Source organism: Tunturiibacter gelidiferens (assembly GCF_014201335.1).
Taxonomy (GTDB): domain Bacteria; phylum Acidobacteriota; class Terriglobia; order Terriglobales; family Acidobacteriaceae; genus Edaphobacter; species Edaphobacter lichenicola_E.
Genome location: NZ_JACHEB010000001.1, coordinates 149,991 through 172,781 on the forward strand (window position 1 = coordinate 149,991; position 22,791 = coordinate 172,781).

Genomic DNA, 22,791 nt, shown 5'->3' on the forward strand with positions numbered 1-22,791 from the left:
TCACATCAACCAAACTAGCGAAACATGAGGAGAAGTTTTTATGGAACAGACCGCCAAGCCTCCAATATCCGCGGCGAATGGTCATCCATCGAGTTCTCGGTCAAACGTGCCGGTGATATCAGTACATAGAATGGAAGCGGACGGAATCCAGATCTTCCACCGTGTGGCCGGCAATGCGGGGGCACCTGTATTGCTCTTGCTCCATGGTTTTCCCGCGTCATCCTTCATGTTCCGTGACCTCATGCTTCGCCTCGCGGATTTCTACAGAGTGATCGCTCCGGACCTTCCGGGATTTGGGTTTACAGAGGTACCCGAGAAGCGAAAGTACACCTATTCGTTCGACGCGTTGGCAAACACCGTGCAGGCTTTCACTGATGCTCTCAGTCTCAATCATTATGCGATTTACGTCTTTGACTATGGGGCTCCGACGGGCTTTCGTCTCGCAATGAGCCACCCGGAACGGATCACAGCGATCATCTCGCAGAACGGCAACGCCTACGAAGAGGGACTCGGCGACGCGTGGGAACCGATCAGGACTTATTGGTCTGCGCCGACATCAGAGAATCGAGAAGTGGTCCGGCAAAACATCTTGAATCTGGAAGGAACTCGATGGCAGTACACGCACGGTGTTACGAACCCGGAAAGCGTGCATCCAGAGTCCTACACGCTGGATGCTGCTTTGCTTGAAAGGCCGGGCAACAGAGACATTCAGCTTGATCTGTTCCTCGATTACGCATCGAACGTCAAGCTTTATCCCAAGTTTCAAGAGTATCTTCGGAAGTCGAAACCGCCGTTGCTGGCGATCTGGGGCAAGAACGATCCATTCTTCGTCCCTGCCGGAGCCGAGGCATTTCGAAAAGACCTACCGAACGCGCAAGTTCAGTTTCTGGATACAGGGCACTTTGCAACGGAGACACATTCCGTGGAAATAGCTGCTGCGATCAGAGAGTTCTTAGGGGCGAATGGTGCCTCCCAAACGGACCGTGGGAGCCTGCGATGAATTCTTCTCTTTCAGCGGCTACTGTTGTATTGGTTCACGGAGCGTGGGCTGACGGCTCCTGTTGGCAAAATGTCATCCTGCCCTTGAAGCGGCACGGACTCACGATTACGTGTGCACCGATCCCCCTTACTTCGCTTACGGACGACATAACGGCTCTCGCGCGAGTGATCGAGAGGACGACTGGACCAGTGGTAGTCGTTGGGCACGCCTACGGAGGTGCGGTGATCGCCGGACAGCATGATGATCGCGTCAAGTCCCTGGTATACGTTGCAGCCCTGGCGCCAGACGAGGGTGAAACAGTTGCGGATGTGTTTTACCGCGCTGAACCGCATCCGGAGGCTCCGCGCCTCGCACCTGATGAGCATGGCGTTATCTGGATGCCGGAAGAGGGTTTCAGCCGAGCGGTCGCTCACAAGGTTCCGCAAGATCAAGCAACGATCATCGCTGCGATTCAGAGGCCGATCGCAGTGAAATGCATTCAGGAGAAAGCCCCTAATCCCGCATGGAAGACGAAACCGTCGTGGTTTCTTCTTGCGGAAGAGGACCGAATGATCAGTCCGGAGACGCAGCGTTTCATGGCTGATCGTATGAATGCCAAGATACGGTCGCATAAGGTGGACCACTCTCCAATGCTTACCGCCCCAGATCTCGTGGTTGAAGTAATCCTGGAAGCGGCCCATGAAACGATCGGGCGATAAGTGCTTGTGAAGAGGAGTGTCAGCTCTTCTCTGCGCAGAAAACATGGGACACGCTCAACGGAAACATGTGTCCTGCAAAAGAAAGGCTTTTACGATGCTCAACTCTGTCGCTATAGTGACTGGCGCAAGTCAGGGAATCGGTCGTGCCACTGCATTGCGGCTGGCACGCGATTTTTCAGCCGTAGTACTTGCAGCAAGGAATCAGGACGAGCTACAAAAGACCTCCGCCGCTGTTAATGCGACGGGGACCAAGTCGCTGATCTGTGCGCTCGACCTGCGCGATCCTCAGTCGCCCGAGATTCTTGTAAAGGCGGCTCTCGAACGGTTCGGGAGAATCGACGCGCTGCTTAATATTGCTGGAGCTGTTCCGCAGATCGATTTGTTCGAAATGACCGATGCTCAATGGGAAGACGGCATGTCATTGAAGCTCCATGGCGCACGTCGTCTAACAATACGAGCCTGGGATGCATTGAAGGCTTCAGGCGGGTCGGTTGTTTTTATCTCCGGAAGTGCCGCTCTTGATCCAAAGCCTGGCTTCGCAGCGGTAGCTGCGGTTAACGCTGCGATCATCGCACTCGCAAAAGCATTCGCGGAGCAAGGCATCAAGGACGGAATACAGGTCAACAGCGTCGTGCCAGGTGCTGTGATGACTGGGCGCAGGCAATCTTTCTTTGAGAAGTGGGCGCCAGCTCACAACCTTACGGTGGAAGAGGCGATGCAGAAGTTTCCGGAACAAGCCGGTATCGCTCGCTTCGGCAAACCGGAAGAAATTGCCGACTTGATGGCGTATATGGTTTCACCCGCGGCGAAGTGGCTGACAGGAGCTTCCGTGCGGATGGATGGCGGCGAAGTCAAAGGTATCTGATGGGAATTCATTTCCCGCTGTGGCTCTTTGAATGCTAACCGGGTTTGAACCGGACACTGCACGCCTCAGCGAAATACGCCGAGTAGAAAGGAGAAATCATGCGTGCATCGTACTCGACCACTTTGGCGGTCTGGACAGCCTGGTCATTAAGGACATTCCCGAACCTGAACCAATGCCTGGCCACGTCGTCATTCAGATCAAGGCATTTGGGATCAACCACGCCGAGATGCACATGCGTAGAGGAGAATGGGCTGAAGCAGCTCCTGTGAGCGGAATCGAATGCGTGGGTATCGTGAAATCGTGCCCAGGTGGGGAGTTTGCAGTCGGCAGTAAGGTAGTCGCCTTGATGGGTGGACTGGGGAGGACCATCAATGGAAGCTATGCCGAGTACACTCGCGCTACTGTCGGCGCCGTAGCGCAGATCGAATCTAATCTTCCTTGGGAGGAGCTCGCGGCGCTTCCCGAGAGTTACGCCACTGCGTGGACATGTCTCTTTCGTAATTTAGAGCTTGTGAAGGGCCAGACTTTGCTCATTCGTGGCGCCACGTCCTCATTCGGTCTTGCAGCGCTCAACATGGCGGTAGACGCGGGTGCAAAGGTCATCGCTACAACACGCAGCAGAGATCGATTCAAGAAGCTGGAAGATCTGGGCGCTCATCGGGGGGAGTTGGAGGGACCGGATCTTTCGTGGCGTATCACTGAGGCGAAGCAGATCGACTCGATTCTCGATCTCGTGGGAAACAGTGTGATCCTCGACTCTCTCCGGATCTTGCGCCGTGGAGGACGAGCCTGCCTCGCAGGATGGCTCGGAGGCCTGGCTCCCATATCGGACTTCAACCCGCTATTGCAGATGGCGAGCGGTGTGTACCTCACTTTCTTCGGCAGCTTCGTCTTTGGTACACCAGGCTTCCCGCTTTCAGATGTTCCACTCAAGGAGATCGCGAGCAAGGTCGAGCAAGGAAGGTTCAATGCGAAACCGTCCCGGGTATTCCGCTTCGAAGACATTCGTGAGGCCCATCGCATGATGGAGGCAAATGAGGCGCACGGAAAGATGGTGGTCAAGCTCTGAGCGCAAGTCCCTCAAACTTCGAAGGGCATGACTTATGACGAAGACGGCCGCCGAGACAAGCGGCAGAACTAAGATTCGTCATTGGCAAACATCTGTCGTGGCTTTGACTACAGGAGATCGAACTTCTTTGAATGATGCAAGGCGATTACTACGGAGCAGAAGAGACTTAGCTCGACAGCCTGTCACAAAGAAGAGGCATTGAGACTTGGTATTTGGATTGCAGCAATCGGATCAATCTTAGTAAGGGAGAAGTAAGTATGAGTCGCGTCTCGACAGGACAAGAAACTAATTTGGAGAGAGAAGACTTGGTTTCTTCTGCTGATCTCTCAAATCAAGCTAAAAGTAATTTGACCAAATTGGCTGCGTGGATAAGTGATCGTAAGATCCCTTTCCTTGTCAGCAATATCGGCATGATTGTTATGCTTCTTTGGGCAGGATCTTTCAAAATGACTCGGCCCGGCGCCGAAGGCATCATTCCACTGGTTTCCAACAGCCCGCTGATCTGGTGGCACTTTAAATTATTCGGCCCTTACGTCGGCTCCGACATAATCGGTCTCACCGAGTGGATTGCCGCTCTATTGATGTTTACAGGCTATTTCAAGCCTAAAGCCGGCATCCTGGGTGGGCTCATCGCAACGGGCATGTTCTTTACAACCAGCACTATGATCATCACTACTCCCGGCACAATTACCCACGTTAACGGCATAGGGTACATGAGTTTTCTGGGCCTGTTCCTCTTTAAGGATGTGATAGCCCTTGGAGTGTCCCTATACCTGATCAGCTACTTCGGAAAACAAGCTGCCGTTTCCGAAAATGAAAGCTAACCACGAACGATAGGTCATCGTAAAAAACGGGAAGTCCCTGGCACAGGAATGCACAGGCGGAGTTTCTCTAATCCATCACCTGCAACGGAGAACGGCATATATGGATCCTCAATCACAACCGGAAGTTTACGATCTCGTCATTCTTGGTAGCGGCGCAGGTTCGAAACTGCTGGCCTGGACCTTCGCCGGGCAAGGTCGGCGCGTCGCGGTAGTGGAACGCAAGTACGTCGGCGGAGCGTGCCCAAACATCGCATGCCTTCCCAGTAAGAATATCGTTCATAGTGCGCAGGTCGCTCACTATGTTCGGCGCAGCGAGGACTTCGGAATCAGCATCGACAGTTTCCGCATCAAAATGCCCGCTGTCAGAGATCGAAAACGCAAGATGGTCCAAGGGCTCGTAGACACTCATCTCGCTCTCTATAAAGAAAGCGGCGCGGAACTGATCATGGCGTCAGGAAAGTTTGTTGGCCCAAAGACGCTCGAGGCCACATTGTCGGATGGAACAAAACGGTTGCTGCGCGGCGAAAATGTAGTGATCGGTACAGGGACGCACGCGGTGGTCGAAGACATTCCTGGGCTGAGGTCAGCTCAGCCGTTGACCCACGTAGAAGCCCTTGAACTCGATGTCGTGCCCGAACACTTGATCGTTCTTGGGGCCGGGCACGTTGGGCTAGAGTTCGCACAGGCGATGCGCCGATTCGGGAGCAAAGTCACCCTCTTAGATCGTAATCATTGCGTTCTTCACAGTGAAGACGATGACGTCATCGAGGGTTTGGGGAGCCTCCTCAAGGACGAAGGCGTAGATCTGGTTTTGAACGCAAAGATCAAAAGCATCTCTGGAGTATCAGGACAGTCGGTCCGTGTCACTCTCGAACAAAACGGAGTGGCGAAGTCACTGGAAGGCACGCATATCTTAGTCGCAGCTGGACGGGTACCAAACACGAAAGACATTGGGCTCGAACTTACCGGAGTGGAAGTGACAGAGCGCGGATATATCAAAGTAAACGAGCGCCTTGAGACGACCGCTCCGGGAATCTGGGCGGTGGGTGAGGTTGCAGGAAGCCCACAATTCACACACATCAGCGAAGACGACTTTCGAGTTGTCCGTGACAATATACTCGGCGGGCACCGAGTGACCACCGGTAGGCAGGTACCGTTCTGCCTATTCACAGACCCTGAATTGGCGCGCGTTGGGATGACCGAGAAGGAGGCAAAGGCAAAGGGGATTGCCTACTGTCTCTTCAAGATCCCGATGACGTCCATGCTCAGAGCGCGGAGTCTCATGGAAACCCGTGGATTCCTAAAGTGCCTGGTAGCGCGTGACAGCGATCACATTCTCGGGTTTGTAGCGTTCGGCGTGGGTGCGGGCGAGATCATGGGGTGCGTGCAGATTGCAATGCTCGGAGGGATGCCCTATACCTCACTTCGAGAGGCTGTCCTCGCACATCCGACGATTCCGGAGGGATTGATCTCCCTATTTTCCAGCGCATCATCATAGTAGAATGCGACAAAAATCAAACACTCTGATTGGGAGTGTCCCCGAATTTAACCCGTGGAACCCATGTCGAACCCACGTCGTTTTCCTCGGCACAAGCGGTGAACATGTATCGTTCCCCCAACGTAGGGTTACGTGCTTTGAATCGAAGCATTTCCACGGCAGAGGGGACACCTCACTCGGTTCCAGGGCTCCCATCATGTCCGGCTCGACCGGGATAGGATCCATCGCGCTCAGATCATTGAGCGTTTCGGAGAATATATCCATATCTGGTTTTAACGCATCTAGAACTAAATGGTTCATAATAGTGAGTGCATCCTTCCCGGTTTTAGTCGGAGAGGTATCAGCATAGCGGGTAGCGCTGTGAAGACATCATCAAGGAGGAAGAGGATCAGGTATGGCTCGTCCTAGAAATTTCAGCCGTCAAGGGGTCCTTGAAAAAGCCCTTCCCGTTTTCTGGGAACATGGCTTCGCAGATACGACCCTTCAGGATCTCGAAGCGGCAACGGGGGTCAACAAGTCGGGTCTTTATGCAGAGTTTCGAGATAAGGACGATCTTTTTCTTGAGACCCTGCGCTACTACATCGAGACGAGCGAGATTAAGGACACGCTCACGACCGAACCACTTGGCTGGGATAATGTTCGCAGGTACCTTAATGTGGCACTCAAATGCGTCGAGGGGCAGAAGGGGTGCTTCGCCACAAATTCAATGAGAGAGTTCGCGATTCTCCCGAGGGAAGCTCATGGCATCGTGCAGAACAGCCTCAAGCCCCTGCGACAACTCCTCGTTAAGAACATCGAGGCGGAGCGACCGCGCATGCCGGCGGGCTCGCTTGCTGATATCGTGATGACCTTTTTTATTGGCACCAGCCTTGAACAGAACCTCGCTACAACCAAGACGGCAGGAGCACGAAAGATCGAGAGCTTTATGCAGATATTGCGAAGCGTTTGACGCTTTTCATAAGGGACTCGACAGGTGGCTAGCCCACTGCGAAACCAGCTCCGCAGACGCCCCCGTAACAGCATCGCGCTTGCCTTCTAACACCGCAAGTTGCACCGCGAAGTTTCCCAGTGTTGCACTCTCGGCCGATCCCCTAAACAACTCCAATCCAGTTGCCTCCTGGGTTAGCCTATTCAGAAAATCATTTTGGCTCGCGCCCCCAACAACAAACAGTCGACTCAACTTCTTCCCGCTGTGAAATGCTACTCGCTCCAGCACACTCGCATACCGAGCCGCAAGACTATGGAAGATGAGACTCGCAAATTCGGGAGCATTCTCTGGGCTTTCGTCAAAAGGAACGAAACCCTTTCGCACCCGTTGGCCATTGATACGTTGCGGCATCTGCCCAGCCAGCAGCAGGTCAGCATCATCGACATCTAACAGGCCATCTGGCTTCACTGCCGCCTCAGCCGCTGCCACAATCTCGGGAACTGTCCAAACGCGGCCATCCTCGCCCCATTTTTCGATGCACTGACGAATCAGCCACATCCCATTCACATTCTTATGGAAGCAGATTCGATCACCCACAGCCCCAAGATTCGTAAAATTCTCTTCGCGAGCTGCCGCATCGTTTCTCGGTTCCTCCAGCAGCGTTCCCACTAACGACCATGTACCCGAGCTAATGTACGCCCAGTCATCTCCGGTCGCCGGTATCCCGGCAATCGCCGAAGCAGTATCGTGGCAGGCTGGCGCAATCAGCACGGTATCCCGAAAAGCTGGCAACTCTGCCAGTGGCCCAGTCAGTCGACCAACTTCGGTTCCTGGGGGGACCAATTGTGGCGCACATGCAAGATCCAGATTAGCAGCCTGGAAAATCTCCGGACACCACTGCCGACGATCTAACTCCATCATCTGTGTATGAGTCGCATTCGTATGCTCGGCCACACGCGCTCCACCCAATCGCGACAAAATATACTCCGGTAGATTCAGCCACTGCAGTTCACTCAGCTGTCTTTGCAAAGCATCTGCATGAAGCTGATACAGGGTGTTAATTCGCATCAATTGAATGCCGGTCAATTCCCGCAACCTCCGGGGACTGATCTTTCGATGCAGAGACCACTCTGCATCTAGGGTTCGCTGATCGCGATAGCAGAACGGATCAGCCAACGCCTTACTATCTGTATCCACCCACACGTAGTCCACTGCCCAACCATCAACCGCAATGGAACGCACACCCTCTCTTGCAATCTCCGCGCACTTTCGGAGTCCATAATCGAGCCCCGCCTCGATCATCGTCAGGTCCCAGCGAAGTTCGCCGTACACCTCACGCGGAGCATTCGCAAAACGATGCACCAGCGTAATCAGCGCATTCCCCTCCACCCAGCGGAGCAGCGAAACGCGGCAACTCTCGGCACCCAGGTCTACCGCAATCAAAGCCCGCTGGTCTATAGGCAAGAGCAGCATGTCAGGCGTCCGCCTTCATCGCAGATAGGCCTCGGTCAAGCCTCCGTCAACCGGAATCAAATGCCCTGTCGTGCATCGCGCCTGAGGTCCCGCAAGAAACAGAATCGCCCGCGCGCAATCCTTGGGATCGATGGGCTGGTGCGTCAGCGTCCGCGTTGCATAAAACTGGGCCAGCACATTTCGTAGTTCATCGTCGGAGCTCTTGTCGTCGAAAGGCAATTTATATTTCTTCAAAGAAGCAACTACTCGATCTCGCGGAAACATCGTTGAGCCTTTTACGACGGTGGCGGGGCTGATGCCATTAACTCGCACATGAGGAGAAAGCGTGACCGCCAGTTCCCGCACCAGATGACTCAGAGCTGCCTTACTAACGTCGTAAGCTTCACTCCCTCGCTTAGCGACAACCGCATTCGCCGAACTGGTTAGCACGACGCTGGCGTCGATTCCCTGTTGCGCAAATATCTTCGCAGCCTCGTCCGTCAACAGATAGTTGGCCGTAACATTAACTTCCAACGTCAATGCCCATTGAGCATCGCTGATAACTCCATCCGGCGAGGATGGAAACAGCGCCGCCGTGTTGACTAGAATGTCGATGCCACCAAACTGTTTGATCGTCGCATCCAGCGCAGCTTTGATCGCCTTGCGGTCCCGAATATCGATGCTCGTCCATCCCACTGCCTCCTTGCCTGAGATTGCCGCGGTCTCAAGCGCAACGGCCTCCGCACCTCTCACGTCGCGGTCCGCTACCATCACGTGCGCACCATGCTCAGCCGCCAACAACGCAACCTCGCGACCAATCCCGCTACCTCCGCCGACGACGAGAACAATCCGCCGGCTCAACTCTTTCTCCGGTGGCTGGCGTCGAATCTTTGCCTCCTCCAGCTTCCAGTATTCGATCCGAAAGGCCTCGCTGGGAGGCAGCGCCACGTAATTCTCATAAACTGTAAATTGATCCGCTGTCGCAGCTGGACCAGCTTGAGGGATCTCCTTGCAATCCTCTCCAGTCCCAAGAGCACCGGCGCTCTTCATCACACCAATCGCATTAATGTAGAACTCGCCCGTGATCCGCGCTTCAGCTTTATTTTTTCCGAAGCTAAACATGCCCAGACCCGGCGCCAGCACTACTGTCGGGCTGGAATCCCGCACCGCGGGCGACTCCTTCACCGCATAACGGCTGTAATACTCCGCATAATCCGCACGGTACGTCTCCAGGGCGATGTCGATCAACTCCTCTAATTCAGTAGGGTCACCCTCTGGATTCCACTTGATAAACATCGGACGAATCTTAGTGCGGATGAAGTGATCCGGGCAGCTTGTTCCCAGATGAGCCAGCCTCTCTGCCTGAGCAGAGTTCACAAACTCCAAAACCTCTGATGCATCGCTGAAGTTCCCGATCCATCGCTGCTTTCGCGAAACAACTCCACGCAGATACGGCATGATTCGCAGCGCAATCTCTGCGCGATCCTCGCGACTTTTTACCCGGGCACCAGCGAAATGTTTGTGCCCGGCGACCGACGCATGCCGCTCGATAAACTGTCCTATTTGATCGATGATCATGATCGTATTCAGATAGCTCTCGCGTTGCGTATCCCCCCATGTAAACAGCCCATGGCCACCCAGCACAACTCCATCGCAACCGGGGCTGGCTTCGACGACTTCCCGCATCATCATCCCTAACTCGAAGCCCGGTCGCTGCCAGGGTAACCAGACCAACTTGTGGCCGAATTCCTTGTTAAACTCCTCCATTTTGATCTTCCCGTTCGCGGACGCGGCCAGCGCGATCCCCCAGTCCGGATGTAAATGATCCACGTGTGCAAACGGCAGAAACGCATGGAGAGGAGTGTCAATAGATGCGGCTACAGGGTTATTCCCAAACGTACACAAGGGGTACAAATCAACCATCTCATCTTCCAACTCGACGCCGCGGTACACCCTCTCCAATGACAGTAACTTCTCCAAGTAAAGAGTCGCGAACCCAGTGCGCTTGATGCTCCCGAGATCGCCGCCACTCCCCTTCACCCAGAGAACCTGCATTGGCCTCGAATCCAGGGGGTCAGAATGATCCAGCTTCGAGCTTGTATTGCCTCCGCCAAAGTTCGTGATCCGCAGGTCCGATCCCAACAGATTCGACCGGTATCTCAAAAGCTCCGGCCCATCCAAAGTTCCCGCAACCGCCTCATCCCAACGATCTTCAAGAACACGAAGACCCTTCTGTGCTGTCATACATTCCCCCGTCGTACCGGCTACTGAAACGCCAGGATCATCATTCCACACGAAACACCAATACGGCAACTATTTCCAATGAGAAAATTCATTAGAAAATAGCCGCTATTGACACCCGAGAGCGGAGGTGACAGCTTCTTTAGAACATATGGGATCTGCAGAACTGCAACGTCTAAACTACGACGCGCCACTTGTGATCCCCTCTTACTCCAGACTAGGGGTCAGTCGAGCAATTCCCGTGTCACCACCTTGTGGGCGACATAGTTGTAGGGAGCCACCGTCTGGCCGCGCAGCAGCGACAGTCCAAGATGCATCAGGCTCGGCCCATACGACGCAGCCTCGTGGGACACCGACGCAATGAGTGGCGATCGATCTCTCCGCATCTCCGCAACTGCCTCCGCGATGCAGTCCTGTCCCACAATCACAACATGCTTGTCTCGCTTGTTCTCACGGACTGCATCGACCGCGCCTAATGCGCTTGAATCTGTCGCCGCAGCAATCAAGATGTGCTTGTTTTTCGGATGCCGCTGCAGAAAATCAGACACCAGCATTTTGCTTCGGTCCCGCATTCCCCGTCCGTCAATTCTCACATATGACTCCACCGGCAGATCGGCAATCCCGCTGCGAATCCCCTCGAACGCACCCACAATTCTGCTCTGCACCAGTTGCCCAGCCTCGGGCAGGTCCAGTCCAATCACCCAATCCACCCGACCACCCCAGTTCGCCATCGCGTACGCCGCAAGCGTCTCGCCCGCCTCAATTCCCACCCGGTAGTTATCCACTCCAAAGTAGGTGGCGTGAGGATGCGGGATATCAATCGCGATCAACGGAATGTTTGCCTCCGCTATCTTGTCTGCAATTATCGGAGCAACCTCTTGCTCCACTTGGAATTCAATGATCAGATCAACCTTGCTTCGAACGAACTCCTCCGCATTCTTTAGCGCAGTTGCTGCGTCGTAGCAATTGTCAAGGACCAGCAGATCGACTCCAACTGAAGCCGCTGCATCTTTCAAACTCTCTGTTACCTCATTGGAAAAGGGCATCTCTGCGCTCTGCCCGGCAAACCCGAATCGTAGCTTCTTCTCCCGTGTCACCTGTCGGTAGAGGCCATCTGGCGACTGCGAAAGATACCCGCGGTGCACGAACGTCTTTAAAACCCGATAGACCGTGGTCTTTGAGATGCGCGTCTGCCGATGGACCGACTCAAGCGTCATTGGCTGGTTTTCCGCCTGTAGAAGTTCGAGAATATCCAGGGCCTTGGACAGGACGGGAATCAAATAAAGTCGCTTCGTCGTTTTACGTGCCGCCATAGTCTCCTGCTGAGGAACAATCAATCAGCCGTTCCATTATGTGGCAAGGCAACCGCGTTTCGTTAATGAAATAAACAATCTATGAAAGCAGGAGCCTGCTGCTCGGCTATCTATCAGGCATACCGGAATTCGCTGCGTGCATTTTGGCTGTTCCGTTCCTGCGTGATCTTCTCCACATAACCGCTGTCCCTCAGAGCCTTCAAGGGCTCTGAAGGAAGCCCGCGTGCCTCCCGCCACTCCCGCACCAACGGTCGAACGTCCTGCCAGAAGGCCCCGCGGAAGCACTCCTCCGCCTCCACCAAGTGGCACTCCTGTTGCAATTCGGCAAGCCGAGCCCTGTCCACAAGCGCCGCCTTCGCATAGATCTCCTGCGCAGTGACCACCGTCTGCACCATTGCTTCGATCTTACCCTTCAAGTTATGACTCTGATCGATCATGAACGCAATCTGCGCCTGATCATCGTTCCCAACGCTCAAAATCTCATGAAAGATTCGGAACACCTGGTAAGGGTCAATAGACCCTAGCGTCAAATCGTCATCTGCATACTTCCGGTCGTTGAAGTGGAATCCGCCCAACGCCCCCAGGTGCAGGAGCCACGCGACAATCTGTTCGATATTCGTGCCTTGATAATGATGCCCGGTATCCACCAGTACCTTCGCCTTCGGTCCCGCCCGCCGAGCCAACTCCAGCGCCATTCCCCAGTCAGCAATATCTGTATGATAAAAAGCCGGCTCAAAGGGCTTATACTCCACGAGCATCCGTTGCCCTTCACCCAGAGCCGCGTGCGTTTCACCCAGCACCTCTTCCATCCATCCAATGCGCCTCCGAATACTCTGCGTGCCCGGATAGTTTGAGCCATCCGCAATCCACATCGAAACATCCTGCGACCCCAGCGCCCTCCCGATCTCGACTGAATCCAGCAGGTGCGCCAGCGCATTGCCGCGAATCTCTGCGCTCGGATTGGCAATTGAACCATACTTATATTCCGCATCCTGAAAAAGGTTTGGATTGATCGATCCCGACTTCACACCATACTTCTTCTCGAGTGCTTGGATCGCCGGAACATCTGCCCTCCCACCCGGAAGATCCCACAAGACGTGCAGTGCGACCGTAGGACTCGCTCCGGTCAAGGCATTTACCTGCGCAGCATCCGCGAACTTTTCTTCAATTGTCGTTGCTGCGCCACCCTGCACAAACTTGCCAAACCGGGTACCAGTATTCGCGAAACCCCACGACGGCACCTCGATACGAAAAGCATCCAGAGCCGTCCATACACGATCACGTGCTGCGTTTGTTGCGATCCCCAAATCCATTTGCAGGCTCGTTTTCCCTAAGTAGAAATATACTCTCTATTGAAACATTCAAAGGTTGCACCATTTCGAGGGGATTTGTCAAAGAGTTTCTCTCTCAAAACCTGACCTCATCAAAACTACATCCAGAAAGCGCGGCCCATGCACCCCCTTGATCCGCGTCATTTCAATGTCCGCGGTGGCCGATGGTCCCGAGAAAAAAGTTGTCGGCAGCTCAGCCGTCTCCTGGAGTCGAGCCATCGCCTCCGACACAGTCTCCACAACATCCTCCTCACGCACCACGCACAACTGATAGTCCGGAACCAGCGTCACCGCCCGCCTTCCCTGCCCTGGAACATTCTGCAATATCACTGTGCCGGTCTCTGCAATCGCCATGGTCGATCCGGTCATCACGCCATCAAATCTGTCCAAATCCTCCGGAGACAAACCTTCGTCTTCTACAAACTCAACCCCGACCGGCAACCACTGCTTTGCAATCCCGGCCGGCACAAGCATTCGCGTCTTTCCGCGCTCAGAAAGCAGCTTGGCCACGATCGCGGACACGCCGTCTCGCCCAACACGAACAACGTTTGCGTCATAATCCCGAAGGCGATCTTCCAGCAACTCCAGCACAGCCTCCCTGCCTCGGGTAGCCGTTCGCCGATACTCTCGGGGCAGTCGAGCCCACCCAGCCCTGGCGACCTCTGCATTCGAAACCCCGCCCGTAGCCGCACGAATCCGCTGAAGAATTTCCGCCCTGGCTGAACCCAAAGATGCAGCACCTATATCAACTCCCATGCGTCCCCCGTTTCTCCCACCAGTCTCGAAACGTCTCCTGAGGCATCTCCTGCAAATCCCTCGCCTTGGTCCATCCACCTAGCATCCCCGGCAGCCATCCGATCCATCCCGCGCCCTTCTCATCCCTCCGCACCAGCGGAGCCTCAGCCATGCGTCCCATACGCTGCGCTGCCCGAAATCGCTGCTCGCTGAGAAAAATCATCCCCATCGTCTTCATCGCGAGTGCCTCGATATTCAGCGGCCCGTTCTGCTTCACAACCTTATTCCGCAGGTGAATCAGCACCTCAGGAATATTGATCTTCACCGGACAAACCTCATAGCAGGCTCCACAAAGCGACGAGGCATATGGCAGCGACTGCGCATGATGCATCTCCTGCAACTGCGGAGTTAGAATCGCTCCAATCGGCCCTGCATACACGCTCCCATAAGCATGCCCACCGGTCTGTCGATACACCGGACAAGCATTCTGACAGGCTCCGCACCGGATGCAGTTCAGGGTCTGCCGTCCCTCCGCATCTGCCAAAATCTCCGTGCGTGCATTGTCCATCAGCACCACATGAAACGCACGCGGGCCATCCGAGGCGTTTACGCCAGTCCAGATCGAGTTATAAGGGTTCATCCTCTCGCCGGTGGCCGAACGAGGCAACAATTGAAACAAAACTTCCAGGTCCGCAAACCGCGGCACTACCTTGTCGATCCCTGCCACCGTAATGAGTGTTTCTGGCAACGTCAAACACATCCGGCCGTTGCCCTCGCTCTCCACGATGCAAACACCGCCAGTCTCTGCAATGAGAAAATTGGCTCCACTCACTCCCGTCTTCACCCGCAGAAACTTCTCCCGCAAGAATATCCGTGCTGCATCGGCCAAATCCTCAGGCCGCTCGCCGAGTTTCGGCAGATTCATCTCTCGCCGAAAGATCTCCCTGATTTGCTGTCGATTCTTGTGCAGCGCCGGCACCACAATATGCGAAGGCTGGTCGTGCCCCAACTGAATAATCAACTCTGCCAGATCCGTCTCGTAGGGGTGAATCCCTGCAGCCTCTAGCGCCGAGTTCAACTGAATCTCTTCAGTCGTCATCGACTTGATCTTAATCACCTCATCCGACCTCGAAGCCTTCACCAACCCGACGATAATCTGTTGAGCCTCCGCCGCATCCCGAGCCCAATGCACGACCCCACCAGCCCGGGTGCAATTGGCTTCAAACTCCTCCAGATAGAAATCCAGATTCTCCATTGTGTGCTGACGAATCTGCTTCCCGGCCTCGCGCAGTTCCTGCCAATCCGGCATCTCGGCCACCACGCGAGCCCGCTTGGCCTGAATCATATCCGTGGCATGGCGAACATTCCGTCGCAGCTGCCCATCTTTCATCGCAGCCCTGGCCGCCATCGGAAAAACCGGAGCAGTCTTCGGATCCAAGGCGCTCCCGCTCACAGTCCCGCCCCCTCATCTGCAGCCAATATCTCCGCAAGATGGAGCGTCTTCACACCAGTCTTCTGTCGGTGCAAAGCCCCCTGAATGTGCATCAAACAACTGTTATCGCAAGCCGTACACACCTCCGCGCCAGTCCCTAAAACAGTGCTGATCTTCTCCTCAAGCATCGCACTCGAAACATCCGCATTCTTCACGGCAAACGTTCCGCCAAACCCGCAGCACTGTTCCAGCCCATCCAACTCAACCAGATCAATTCCCCGCACCGCCTTTAGCAAACGCACCGGTCCATCGCCCAGTCCAAGATTTCGTAGCCCATGACAACTAGCGTGATACGTCACCCGATGAGGATAGTAGGCCCCCACATCCTCCAGTCCCAACCGCTTTGTCAGGAACTCTGAGAACTCAAACACGCGGGGCAGCAACTGCGAAACTTCGGCGATCAATGCAGCATCCCCAATCTCGGCCGCCATCTTCGGATAATGATCCCGCATCATCGCGACGCAAGAGGATGAAGGCACCACGGCCGTCTCAGCCCCGCGAAACTGCTCCACAAACCGCTTCACCAGCGGCAAGGCCTCAGACTGGTACCCTGTATTCCAATGCATCTGCCCACAACAGGTCTGTCCTGCAGGAAATTCCACCGTATGCCCCAGCCGTTCCAGCACCCGAACTACGGCCTTACCCGTATCAGGAAACAGCGTGTCGTTATAACAGGTAATAAATAGCGCAACTCGCAGGGTCGCCTCCGCCTCTCAAGCTAGAAATTCAATAGGGATTATATTTCCCAATGCAACTTTCGTCAGGTACGATAGTACGCGCTCAGCAACCATCGTGAATCACGTAACGAGGTATCGTGGGAACCAACCCTTTTATCGGCGTCATCTTTCACTGGATCGGCGGTTTCGCCTCCGCCACAAATTTCATTCCTTTCCGCGGCATCAAGCGCTGGTCCTGGGAGATCTACTGGCTTGTCCAGGGCTTCGCAGCATGGATCATCACCCCTATCGTACTTGCTTATATCTTCGTTCCCAACGTCTTCGGCATCCTCCGCCAGGTCCACGCCGACCCCTCGAGCCACGTCATTGGTTACGCATTTCTCTGGGGAGCGCTCTGGGGCATGGGCGGCCTTACCTTTGGCCTCGCCATCCGGTATCTCGGCATCGCTCTCGGCTACGCCATCGCTCTCGGCCTCTGCACTGCCTTCGGAACCCTCATACCTCCCATCTACGATGGCTCCATTCACACTATCCTGCACGAATCCTCCGGCCAAATCATCCTCTTCGGTGTCCTCGTCTGCCTAATCGCCGTATCCATCAATGGCGCCGCCGGTCTCTCCAAGGACCGTGAGATCACCCCAGAAGAAAAAGCCGAAGCCGGAGAGTCGGATTACAACTTTGGCAAAGGCATTGCCGTCGCCATCTTCGCTGGCATTATGAGTAGCTTCTTCGCTTTCGGACTTAAGGCAGGCAAACCCATCGGCGACATCGCCAAAACTCAACTCCTCGCCAACCATCGTCTGGATCTCTGGCAGAATCTCCCCATCCTTATTGTCGTTCTCTGGGGAGGTTTCCTAACTAACTTCATCTGGTCCGCGATCCTCATCCTGAAAAACCGCTCCATCAAGCAGTTCGCAGGTGAACCTGGCTATAACCCAATGCGCGCCTCTCACTCCTCAGGCGACACCCTCGTCGACTTTGACCCGCTCGATGCCTCCACCTATGACCGCCTCGCCCCCAAGACCCTCGCGGCCAACTACTTCTTTGCTGCCGCAGCTGGAATCATCTGGTATTTTCAGTTTTTCTTCTACTCGATGGGCCAGACAAAGATGGGCAAATACGACTTCTCAAGTTGGACCCTCCACATGGCCAGCATCATTATCTTCGCCACCCTGTGGGGTCTCATCTTCAAGGAATGGCACGGCACGAGCCGCCGCACCAAACTCCTCGTCTCCTGCGGCCTCTTTCTGCTTGTCAGCTCCACTTTGATAGTCGGGTACGGAAACTACCTAAAAGCCAACTGAGACTTTCCAAACAATCGACTCATTTGGGGTTCAAGTCGTTGAGATATTGATGCTTTGATAAGTGCATCCTATGATCCTTTCGCTGTTGTCTCAGTAGGGCGGCAAATCTCTTACCGTTCCAGGAATAGTCCTGGATGCGCTGCGCAAAGAGAGACTCACCTAAATCATTCGTATCGGATGTAAGTAACGGGTTATCTGCGCGCTTTAAAGCTTGTTGAAGTGACACGCCCGGATCCGCCACAGCGATCCACTTCAGAAGCCAGACATAGGACTCCGCCGCGTTGTTCTGGGTGCATGCGCGTTGAAGGTTGTGGAAATAGGTAGCTTCAGAGTGCCGTCGACGTTCTTGCCAGGCTTGCAGTCTTCGCCGAGCGCGCGGCAACCAATACCAGATCATCGCAAGTAAAAGGGCAACCGCGATGCAGCACAGAGATGTGATCAGAATGCGCGATCGATATTGTTTCCATAAACTCCTATGTCTTATGGGAGCGATCGGCGCAGGCTCCGATTCCGGCGGAAGCTCGGTGACATAATTCGTGTTGGCGGCAGCTATGAAGTGAACAGCTGGCAAGGTAGCCGTTACCAGGCGATGAGACGAGAGATTCCACCACTTCAGTTCAATCGAAGGAAGTGTGTAGTCTCCCTCTTTCTGGATGACGTATTTCGCAGTCTGCGTGCGACGGCCATATACAAAGTCGCCTCGATCAGTCTTTTGATCATGGATGACGGGCTCCTCCGGGTAGACGCGGATACCACTGGGCGCGTCGAGAGAAAGAGGTGGAATCAACATCGATTGCATCTTCGTTGCCGTTACCGTAACGGTTCGCTCTATCGTGTCGCCGACGCGAAGGTTTTTCATGGGCGATGACCACTTCTGCTGCATGGTGAGCGCCGTTGTGGGAAGGAAGTAGTCGAGGTCTCTTGCCGCTGCCGGAACATCGGCGTGAAATGCGAGTGCAGGCAATGGGACTTGTGCGATCGTGCTCTTTGGCGGGGCGAGCGCGAAAGGAACGGTGACCTGCTCGCGAGGTAGATGAAAATCGCCAGCCTGTTGCGGATAGATGACGTAGGTCTCGGTGATGCCGGCGTACCTGACTCCATCGATCTGGGTATTGGAGTTCGCGGGGCGGTCTTGTGGCAAAACGACGATTGCGTTTTCAATCTCAAATTCTGGGAAGTCAGGACTCCCGGTGAAGTAATTGGGAACGTACACCGTTACGACCATTCGTATTGGCTGGCCAACCAGAATCCCATGGGATGGCTCGAGGTGGGCTTGAACGATGGGGCTTTGAGCTGCTGCCGTGAGCGCGATGAATGCGGCGAAGACGGTGATGAGAACGCGCTTCATGGATGAGGCTCCTCAGCCGCCTGAACAGCGAAACGTCGGCGGAGAAAATCGGCAGGGGTCGTCTGGATATTTCGCATCCAGATGTCAGCCATTTTCTTGGGATCGATCTGCGCCTGTATTTTCCTCCCGTTCTTCGCTCTGTTGTCGAACTTCATTTGATCGGGCGGAAGGTTCGGTGGAATCTCCTGCTGCTGGTCTTTGTCCTTATCTTTGTCGTTCGTTTTGGGGATGAGCAATTGAACGAGAGTGAGGTTATCCTGCGCCTCCGGCCACGGATGCCTCCGCGCGAGTGTCTGCTGGTACGCCGCGACTGCCTCGGGATATTTTCCGAGATGGGCCAGCGCGTCGCCCTGGTTGTACCAAGCCTCAGCGGAATCACTAAGGGCGAAGGCGTTCAGAGCATCGTCATACTCTCCTGCACGCGCAAAAGAGACTCCACGCCAAAGCGGGTCATCGAACGCTTCGGAGGCTCTCTGGTAGTCACCCTTCTGAAAGTAGTAGCGGCCTTGCTGATCGTGCGTCAGCCAAAGGTCGATCCATGAGAAGCTCGAATGAACGTTGGAAGGAGGAAGAACGAAAAAGACAGCGAGTGCCGCGGACGACCAGCGCACCGTCCACCCTTTGCGGAACCAGAAGACGGCAATAGCGGCGATGGGAAAGGTGAGCCAATAGCCTTCATCGATCCAGCGCGTCTTCGAATTCTTCTGCTGCAAGGTCTCGAGGTGGTGTTGCACGCGGCGCTGGATCCAGTGGATGTCGTCGTCATTGAGAGTAAGCGTGGTGGCGGGGATGTCGATGCGGCTGAGAGAGCGAAGAGCGTTTACGTCAAGCTTTGCATAGACCCGCCGACCAGTTCGATCACTGAGAAAGCCGTTGCCGACTGTGCGCACGGGCCCTCCGTTGGAGGTTCCTACACCTAAGACGAGAATGTCGTTCTGGCTGTCGTGCGCAGTAGCGAACTTGCGAAATTCGGGCAGCGCCTGAGGCTCGATTCCGTCCGTGACGAAGAGGATGGTTCCGGATACAGGCTCGTCTTTGAGAAAGTCTTCGACTGCACGAAGCGCTTTGGCCGTGTCCTTTCCCTGGCTTGGCATCAGAGACGTGGAGAGCGAACTCAGGTAAAGATCGAACAGAGAGTTGTCGGTAGTAAACGGAAGCACCATGTGGGCGGTGTTCGCGTAGACGAAGAGTGCTGTGCGTCCACCATTTCGGACTTTGAGGAGCTCCCGCAGTTTGAGCTTCACTCGCTCGAGCCGTGTGGGGTCGAGGTCGATTGCGTTCATCGTCTCGGAGAGATCGAGTGCGATAACGAGCGGTGCTTTGTCCTCGGTGAATGGGGGCTGTTCGCGCTTCCAAGTAGGGCCAGCCATCGCGACGGCTCCGATAACGATGAGCAGCGAGATCATGTGGACGGGACGCAGACGCCAACGCCGCTTGCGCGACACAATGAGATGTTCCAGCAGTGCGGGGTCTATATAACGCTTCCAACGAGAGCGCACGTCGTCACGAAAACGAAGTGAAAGGTAGATTACAGGCGCGGCGAGCAGTAACCAGAGCCACTGCGGGCGAAGAAAATGCACCGCTGCCCACCACCCGCTCATACATGCACCTTGAAGACGCCCGAGGTCGTAGCTTCGTCCTGTTTTTCCCGTCGACGCGAGAAAAGCCTGAGCATGAGACTCGCCAACAGCATCAGCAACTGACACCCAACAAACAGAAGAACTGCCGCCCCAAGTGGAAACATGAAGAGTTCTCGCCGCGGCTGATAGCTCAAAGTTTTGAAGTTCTGCGGCGTAATCTTATCGAGGGTTGCGTACGCCTTTTCGAGCTCAACGCGGTTCTCTCCGTGGAAGACCTGTCCGCCGGTTGCTTTTGCAATGTCATTGAGCGCGTTGTAGTCGACCTTGTCTTCTCCGGTGGCTCGAGGATCGCCAAGTCCGACGACGTGGATGGTGATGCCATTCTGGCTGGCGATCTCGGCGGCCTTGCGCGGCGGCATGCGGCTGCCGGTGTCGTTGCCGTCGGTAAGGAGAATCAACACGCGCTGCTGCTTGGCTTCGCTGTTATTGAACTGCTTGATCGCAAGCCCGATAGCATCACCGATCATTGTCTGCGGACCGGCCATGCCTGCGTCGGTCTGGGCGAGGATCTGCAAACCGGCCTCGTGGTCAAGCGTGAAGGGTGTAACAGGATAAGCGGCTTGGCCGAAGACGATCAGGCCGATGCGGTCGTTCTTGCGTTTGCGGATGAACTCACCAACGACCTGCTTGACTACATCGACGCGACGCAGGCGCTTGCCGTCAGAAGTACGGAAGTCCGGAGTCTCCATTGACTGCGAAATATCGAGAGCCAGCATCAGATCGCGTCCGGGCTGAATCTTTTGGATGGGTGGCTCAATAAGCTGTGGCCGCGCCAGCGCCAGAACGATGAGGCACCAACAGAGCGGCGCGAGAACCTTCTGCAACCAGTTTGTTCGTGGGACGACTGCGCCGGGCTGCGGGGTGAGGCCGATGCTGGAGCTGATGTAATGGAAGAATGTCAGTCGCAGGGAATCCTGCTCTTCCTTGTAAGCGGGCAGCAGCCAGTAGACAAGAAGAGGCACCGGCAGCAGGGCGAGCAGCCACGGATACTCGAGCTTATACACGATGACTCCTGATCCAGGTCGCTACCGTCCTTCTTAGCGTGTGTTCGTCCTCGTTCGACAGTGTGACAGGTTGAAGAGCCATCTCTTCGATCCGATCAGCAGGCGGGGAGTGAAACGTCTCATCGCCAGTGGCCTCATTCAGAAAGTTGAGCCACTCTGCGCCGCTAAGCGAAGCGACTCTTTCGCGCGGCCACACCGCGAGCGCCGTCCGCTTGAGAAGCGCAGAAAACTCATTTGCTGGTAGGAGATCGAGCTCTCGCAACGCCGCGCGGCGATAGCGATTAGCAAACCATTTCCTCATCTGGTGGACAGACACCCAAATTACGAGTAGTCCTGCAATGACGAACAGAACGTACCAGCCGACGGTCTGAGGAGTCCACGTGGGCCCAGGCGGCTGATAAAAGTCGTGCAGCTTGTCGAGAGGGGCGCTCATATCCGCCTTCTCCGATCTGCGATTTTACCCAGCAGGTGACCCACTTGCCCGGGCACATCTTCAGCTGTACTAAGTGGAAGTACTGGCACACCGAGCTCATGCTGCCACGCCAGAATCGCGTTCATCCGCTTGCCGGACGCTTCAAGAATGTTCTCGCGCACGTTCTCTTGACCCAACTGAAGCTCAACCTGCAGCTTGCCGTCGCTGACGACGAGCTGTCCGGCAGGAGGAAGCCGAACAGCAAGGGGATCGAATGCAAGACAGCAGATAACATCGTTCAGCCGTGAGAGGTGCAGCAGCAGATTGCGCGTAGTGTCATCAGCGCCATCGAAGTCGCTGGCAATGATAATGAGGGCATCATGATGGCAAACGCGAGCAACAGATGCAAGCACTTCATTGAGGCGTTCGGGATGCGGCGATGAAGACATATCGCTGCGCAGCAGATGGTTCTGATGAGTGATGCGGTCGAGAATACGCAACACCGTCGCCCGACTTCGGTGCATGCGGACCTGCTCGGTCGTGTCATCGTTGAAAATAAATGCGCCAACTCGGTCGCCCTGGTGGAAGACTCTCCATGCAGCCAGGGCAGAGACCTCTGCTGCAACCACGGACTTCATAGAAACCCGACTGCCGAAGAACATGTTGATGCGTTGGTCCACCACCAGCATCGTGGGACGGTCGCGTTCTTCCGAATAGACGCGCACATACGGCTTACGCATCCGTGCAGTCACGCGCCAATCGATGCTGCGCACATCGTCTCCAGCGACGTAGTTGCGAAGTTCCTCAAAGTCGAGCCCACGTCCCCGCACGTGTGAAGCACGCCGGCCAAACAGCAGACTGTGGACGGGCTGGTTATGTTTCAGAGTGAAGCCATTGGCCTTGAACTGCAGCGCAATCAGCGAATCGAGTTCGACATATGCTCCCATGACAAGAACTCCT

The 22,791-nt window shown here is 55.2% G+C and carries 20 protein-coding genes; 8 read left to right on the forward strand and 12 right to left on the reverse strand.

The features are described 5' to 3' along the window. Nucleotides 1-40 precede the first annotated feature (40 nt). The 7 genes from HDF14_RS00615 (at nucleotide 41) to HDF14_RS00645 (ending at nucleotide 6,903) form a co-directional block, all read left to right on the forward strand. Complete coding sequence (locus HDF14_RS00615) at nucleotides 41-1,000, forward strand: alpha/beta fold hydrolase (RefSeq protein WP_183972551.1); 960 nt, start codon at nucleotides 41-43, stop codon at nucleotides 998-1,000. Beyond that, nucleotides 997-1,698 (forward strand): alpha/beta fold hydrolase, encoded by a 702-nt coding sequence (locus HDF14_RS00620; protein ID WP_183972553.1) that lies wholly within the window; start codon nucleotides 997-999, stop codon nucleotides 1,696-1,698. The genes HDF14_RS00615 and HDF14_RS00620 overlap by 4 nt, the downstream gene beginning before the upstream one ends. A 94-nt stretch (nucleotides 1,699-1,792) precedes the next feature. Beyond that, a complete protein-coding gene (locus HDF14_RS00625) occupies nucleotides 1,793-2,563 on the forward strand; it encodes an SDR family oxidoreductase (RefSeq protein ID WP_183972555.1) in 771 nt (256 codons plus the stop codon). Between the two features lie 31 nt (nucleotides 2,564-2,594). After that, nucleotides 2,595-3,632 (forward strand): zinc-binding alcohol dehydrogenase family protein, encoded by a 1,038-nt coding sequence (locus tag HDF14_RS00630; RefSeq protein WP_183972556.1) that lies wholly within the window; start codon nucleotides 2,595-2,597, stop codon nucleotides 3,630-3,632. A 257-nt stretch (nucleotides 3,633-3,889) separates the two neighbouring features. Further along, complete coding sequence (locus tag HDF14_RS00635) at nucleotides 3,890-4,456, forward strand: DUF417 family protein (RefSeq protein WP_183972558.1); 567 nt, start codon at nucleotides 3,890-3,892, stop codon at nucleotides 4,454-4,456. 100 nt (nucleotides 4,457-4,556) lie between these two features. Then, on the forward strand, nucleotides 4,557-5,954 hold the full coding sequence (locus HDF14_RS00640; protein ID WP_183972560.1) for a dihydrolipoyl dehydrogenase family protein: 1,398 nt from the start codon (nucleotides 4,557-4,559) through the stop codon (nucleotides 5,952-5,954). A gap of 394 nt (nucleotides 5,955-6,348) precedes the next feature. Next, nucleotides 6,349-6,903 carry a TetR/AcrR family transcriptional regulator gene (locus HDF14_RS00645; RefSeq protein ID WP_183972562.1) on the forward strand — a complete coding sequence of 185 codons (555 nt, stop codon included), beginning with the start codon at nucleotides 6,349-6,351 and terminating at the stop codon, nucleotides 6,901-6,903. Nucleotides 6,904-6,909: 6 nt separating this feature from the next. Here HDF14_RS00645 and HDF14_RS00650 read toward each other — a convergent pair whose 3' ends face one another. The 7 genes from HDF14_RS00650 to HDF14_RS00680 form a co-directional block, all read right to left on the reverse strand. Next, entirely contained in the window at nucleotides 6,910-8,355 is a 1,446-nt protein-coding gene (locus HDF14_RS00650) for a rhamnulokinase (protein WP_183972564.1), read from the reverse strand. A 15-nt stretch (nucleotides 8,356-8,370) separates the two neighbouring features. Then, on the reverse strand, nucleotides 8,371-10,578 hold the full coding sequence (locus HDF14_RS00655; RefSeq protein WP_183972566.1) for a bifunctional rhamnulose-1-phosphate aldolase/short-chain dehydrogenase: 2,208 nt from the start codon (nucleotides 10,576-10,578) through the stop codon (nucleotides 8,371-8,373). Nucleotides 10,579-10,799: 221 nt separating this feature from the next. After that, nucleotides 10,800-11,888: a substrate-binding domain-containing protein gene (locus tag HDF14_RS00660; RefSeq protein WP_183972568.1), complete on the reverse strand. Its 1,089-nt coding sequence runs from the start codon at nucleotides 11,886-11,888 to the stop codon at nucleotides 10,800-10,802. A 113-nt stretch (nucleotides 11,889-12,001) separates the two neighbouring features. Continuing rightward, a complete protein-coding gene (locus tag HDF14_RS00665) occupies nucleotides 12,002-13,201 on the reverse strand; it encodes a TIM barrel protein (protein WP_183972570.1) in 1,200 nt (399 codons plus the stop codon). A gap of 78 nt (nucleotides 13,202-13,279) precedes the next feature. Continuing rightward, complete coding sequence (locus tag HDF14_RS00670; protein WP_183972572.1) at nucleotides 13,280-13,975, reverse strand: LutC/YkgG family protein; 696 nt, start codon at nucleotides 13,973-13,975, stop codon at nucleotides 13,280-13,282. Beyond that, on the reverse strand, nucleotides 13,965-15,407 hold the full coding sequence (locus tag HDF14_RS00675; protein WP_183972574.1) for a LutB/LldF family L-lactate oxidation iron-sulfur protein: 1,443 nt from the start codon (nucleotides 15,405-15,407) through the stop codon (nucleotides 13,965-13,967). Before HDF14_RS00675 ends, HDF14_RS00670 begins: the two co-directional genes overlap by 11 nt. After that, nucleotides 15,404-16,144 (reverse strand): (Fe-S)-binding protein, encoded by a 741-nt coding sequence (locus HDF14_RS00680; protein ID WP_183973631.1) that lies wholly within the window; start codon nucleotides 16,142-16,144, stop codon nucleotides 15,404-15,406. The genes HDF14_RS00675 and HDF14_RS00680 overlap by 4 nt, the downstream gene beginning before the upstream one ends. Nucleotides 16,145-16,260: 116 nt before the next feature. Here HDF14_RS00680 and HDF14_RS00685 point away from each other — a divergent pair, with 116 nt between their 5' ends. After that, complete coding sequence (locus HDF14_RS00685; RefSeq protein WP_183972576.1) at nucleotides 16,261-17,427, forward strand: L-rhamnose/proton symporter RhaT; 1,167 nt, start codon at nucleotides 16,261-16,263, stop codon at nucleotides 17,425-17,427. A gap of 19 nt (nucleotides 17,428-17,446) precedes the next feature. Here the strand turns inward: HDF14_RS00685 and HDF14_RS00690 are convergent, their stop codons facing one another. Genes HDF14_RS00690 through HDF14_RS00710 form a run of 5 tightly spaced genes read right to left on the reverse strand, consistent with a single transcriptional unit; the run spans nucleotide 17,447 to nucleotide 22,778 of the window. Beyond that, complete coding sequence (locus HDF14_RS00690; protein WP_183972578.1) at nucleotides 17,447-18,775, reverse strand: BatD family protein; 1,329 nt, start codon at nucleotides 18,773-18,775, stop codon at nucleotides 17,447-17,449. Continuing rightward, complete coding sequence (locus tag HDF14_RS00695) at nucleotides 18,772-20,376, reverse strand: VWA domain-containing protein (protein WP_183972580.1); 1,605 nt, start codon at nucleotides 20,374-20,376, stop codon at nucleotides 18,772-18,774. The genes HDF14_RS00690 and HDF14_RS00695 overlap by 4 nt, the downstream gene beginning before the upstream one ends. Beyond that, entirely contained in the window at nucleotides 20,373-21,419 is a 1,047-nt protein-coding gene (locus tag HDF14_RS00700) for a vWA domain-containing protein (protein ID WP_183972583.1), read from the reverse strand. Before HDF14_RS00700 ends, HDF14_RS00695 begins: the two co-directional genes overlap by 4 nt. After that, a complete protein-coding gene (locus tag HDF14_RS00705; RefSeq protein WP_183972585.1) occupies nucleotides 21,412-21,852 on the reverse strand; it encodes a DUF4381 domain-containing protein in 441 nt (146 codons plus the stop codon). The genes HDF14_RS00700 and HDF14_RS00705 overlap by 8 nt, the downstream gene beginning before the upstream one ends. Further along, on the reverse strand, nucleotides 21,849-22,778 hold the full coding sequence (locus tag HDF14_RS00710) for a DUF58 domain-containing protein (protein WP_183972587.1): 930 nt from the start codon (nucleotides 22,776-22,778) through the stop codon (nucleotides 21,849-21,851). Before HDF14_RS00710 ends, HDF14_RS00705 begins: the two co-directional genes overlap by 4 nt. Between the last annotated feature and the right edge of the window lie 13 nt (nucleotides 22,779-22,791).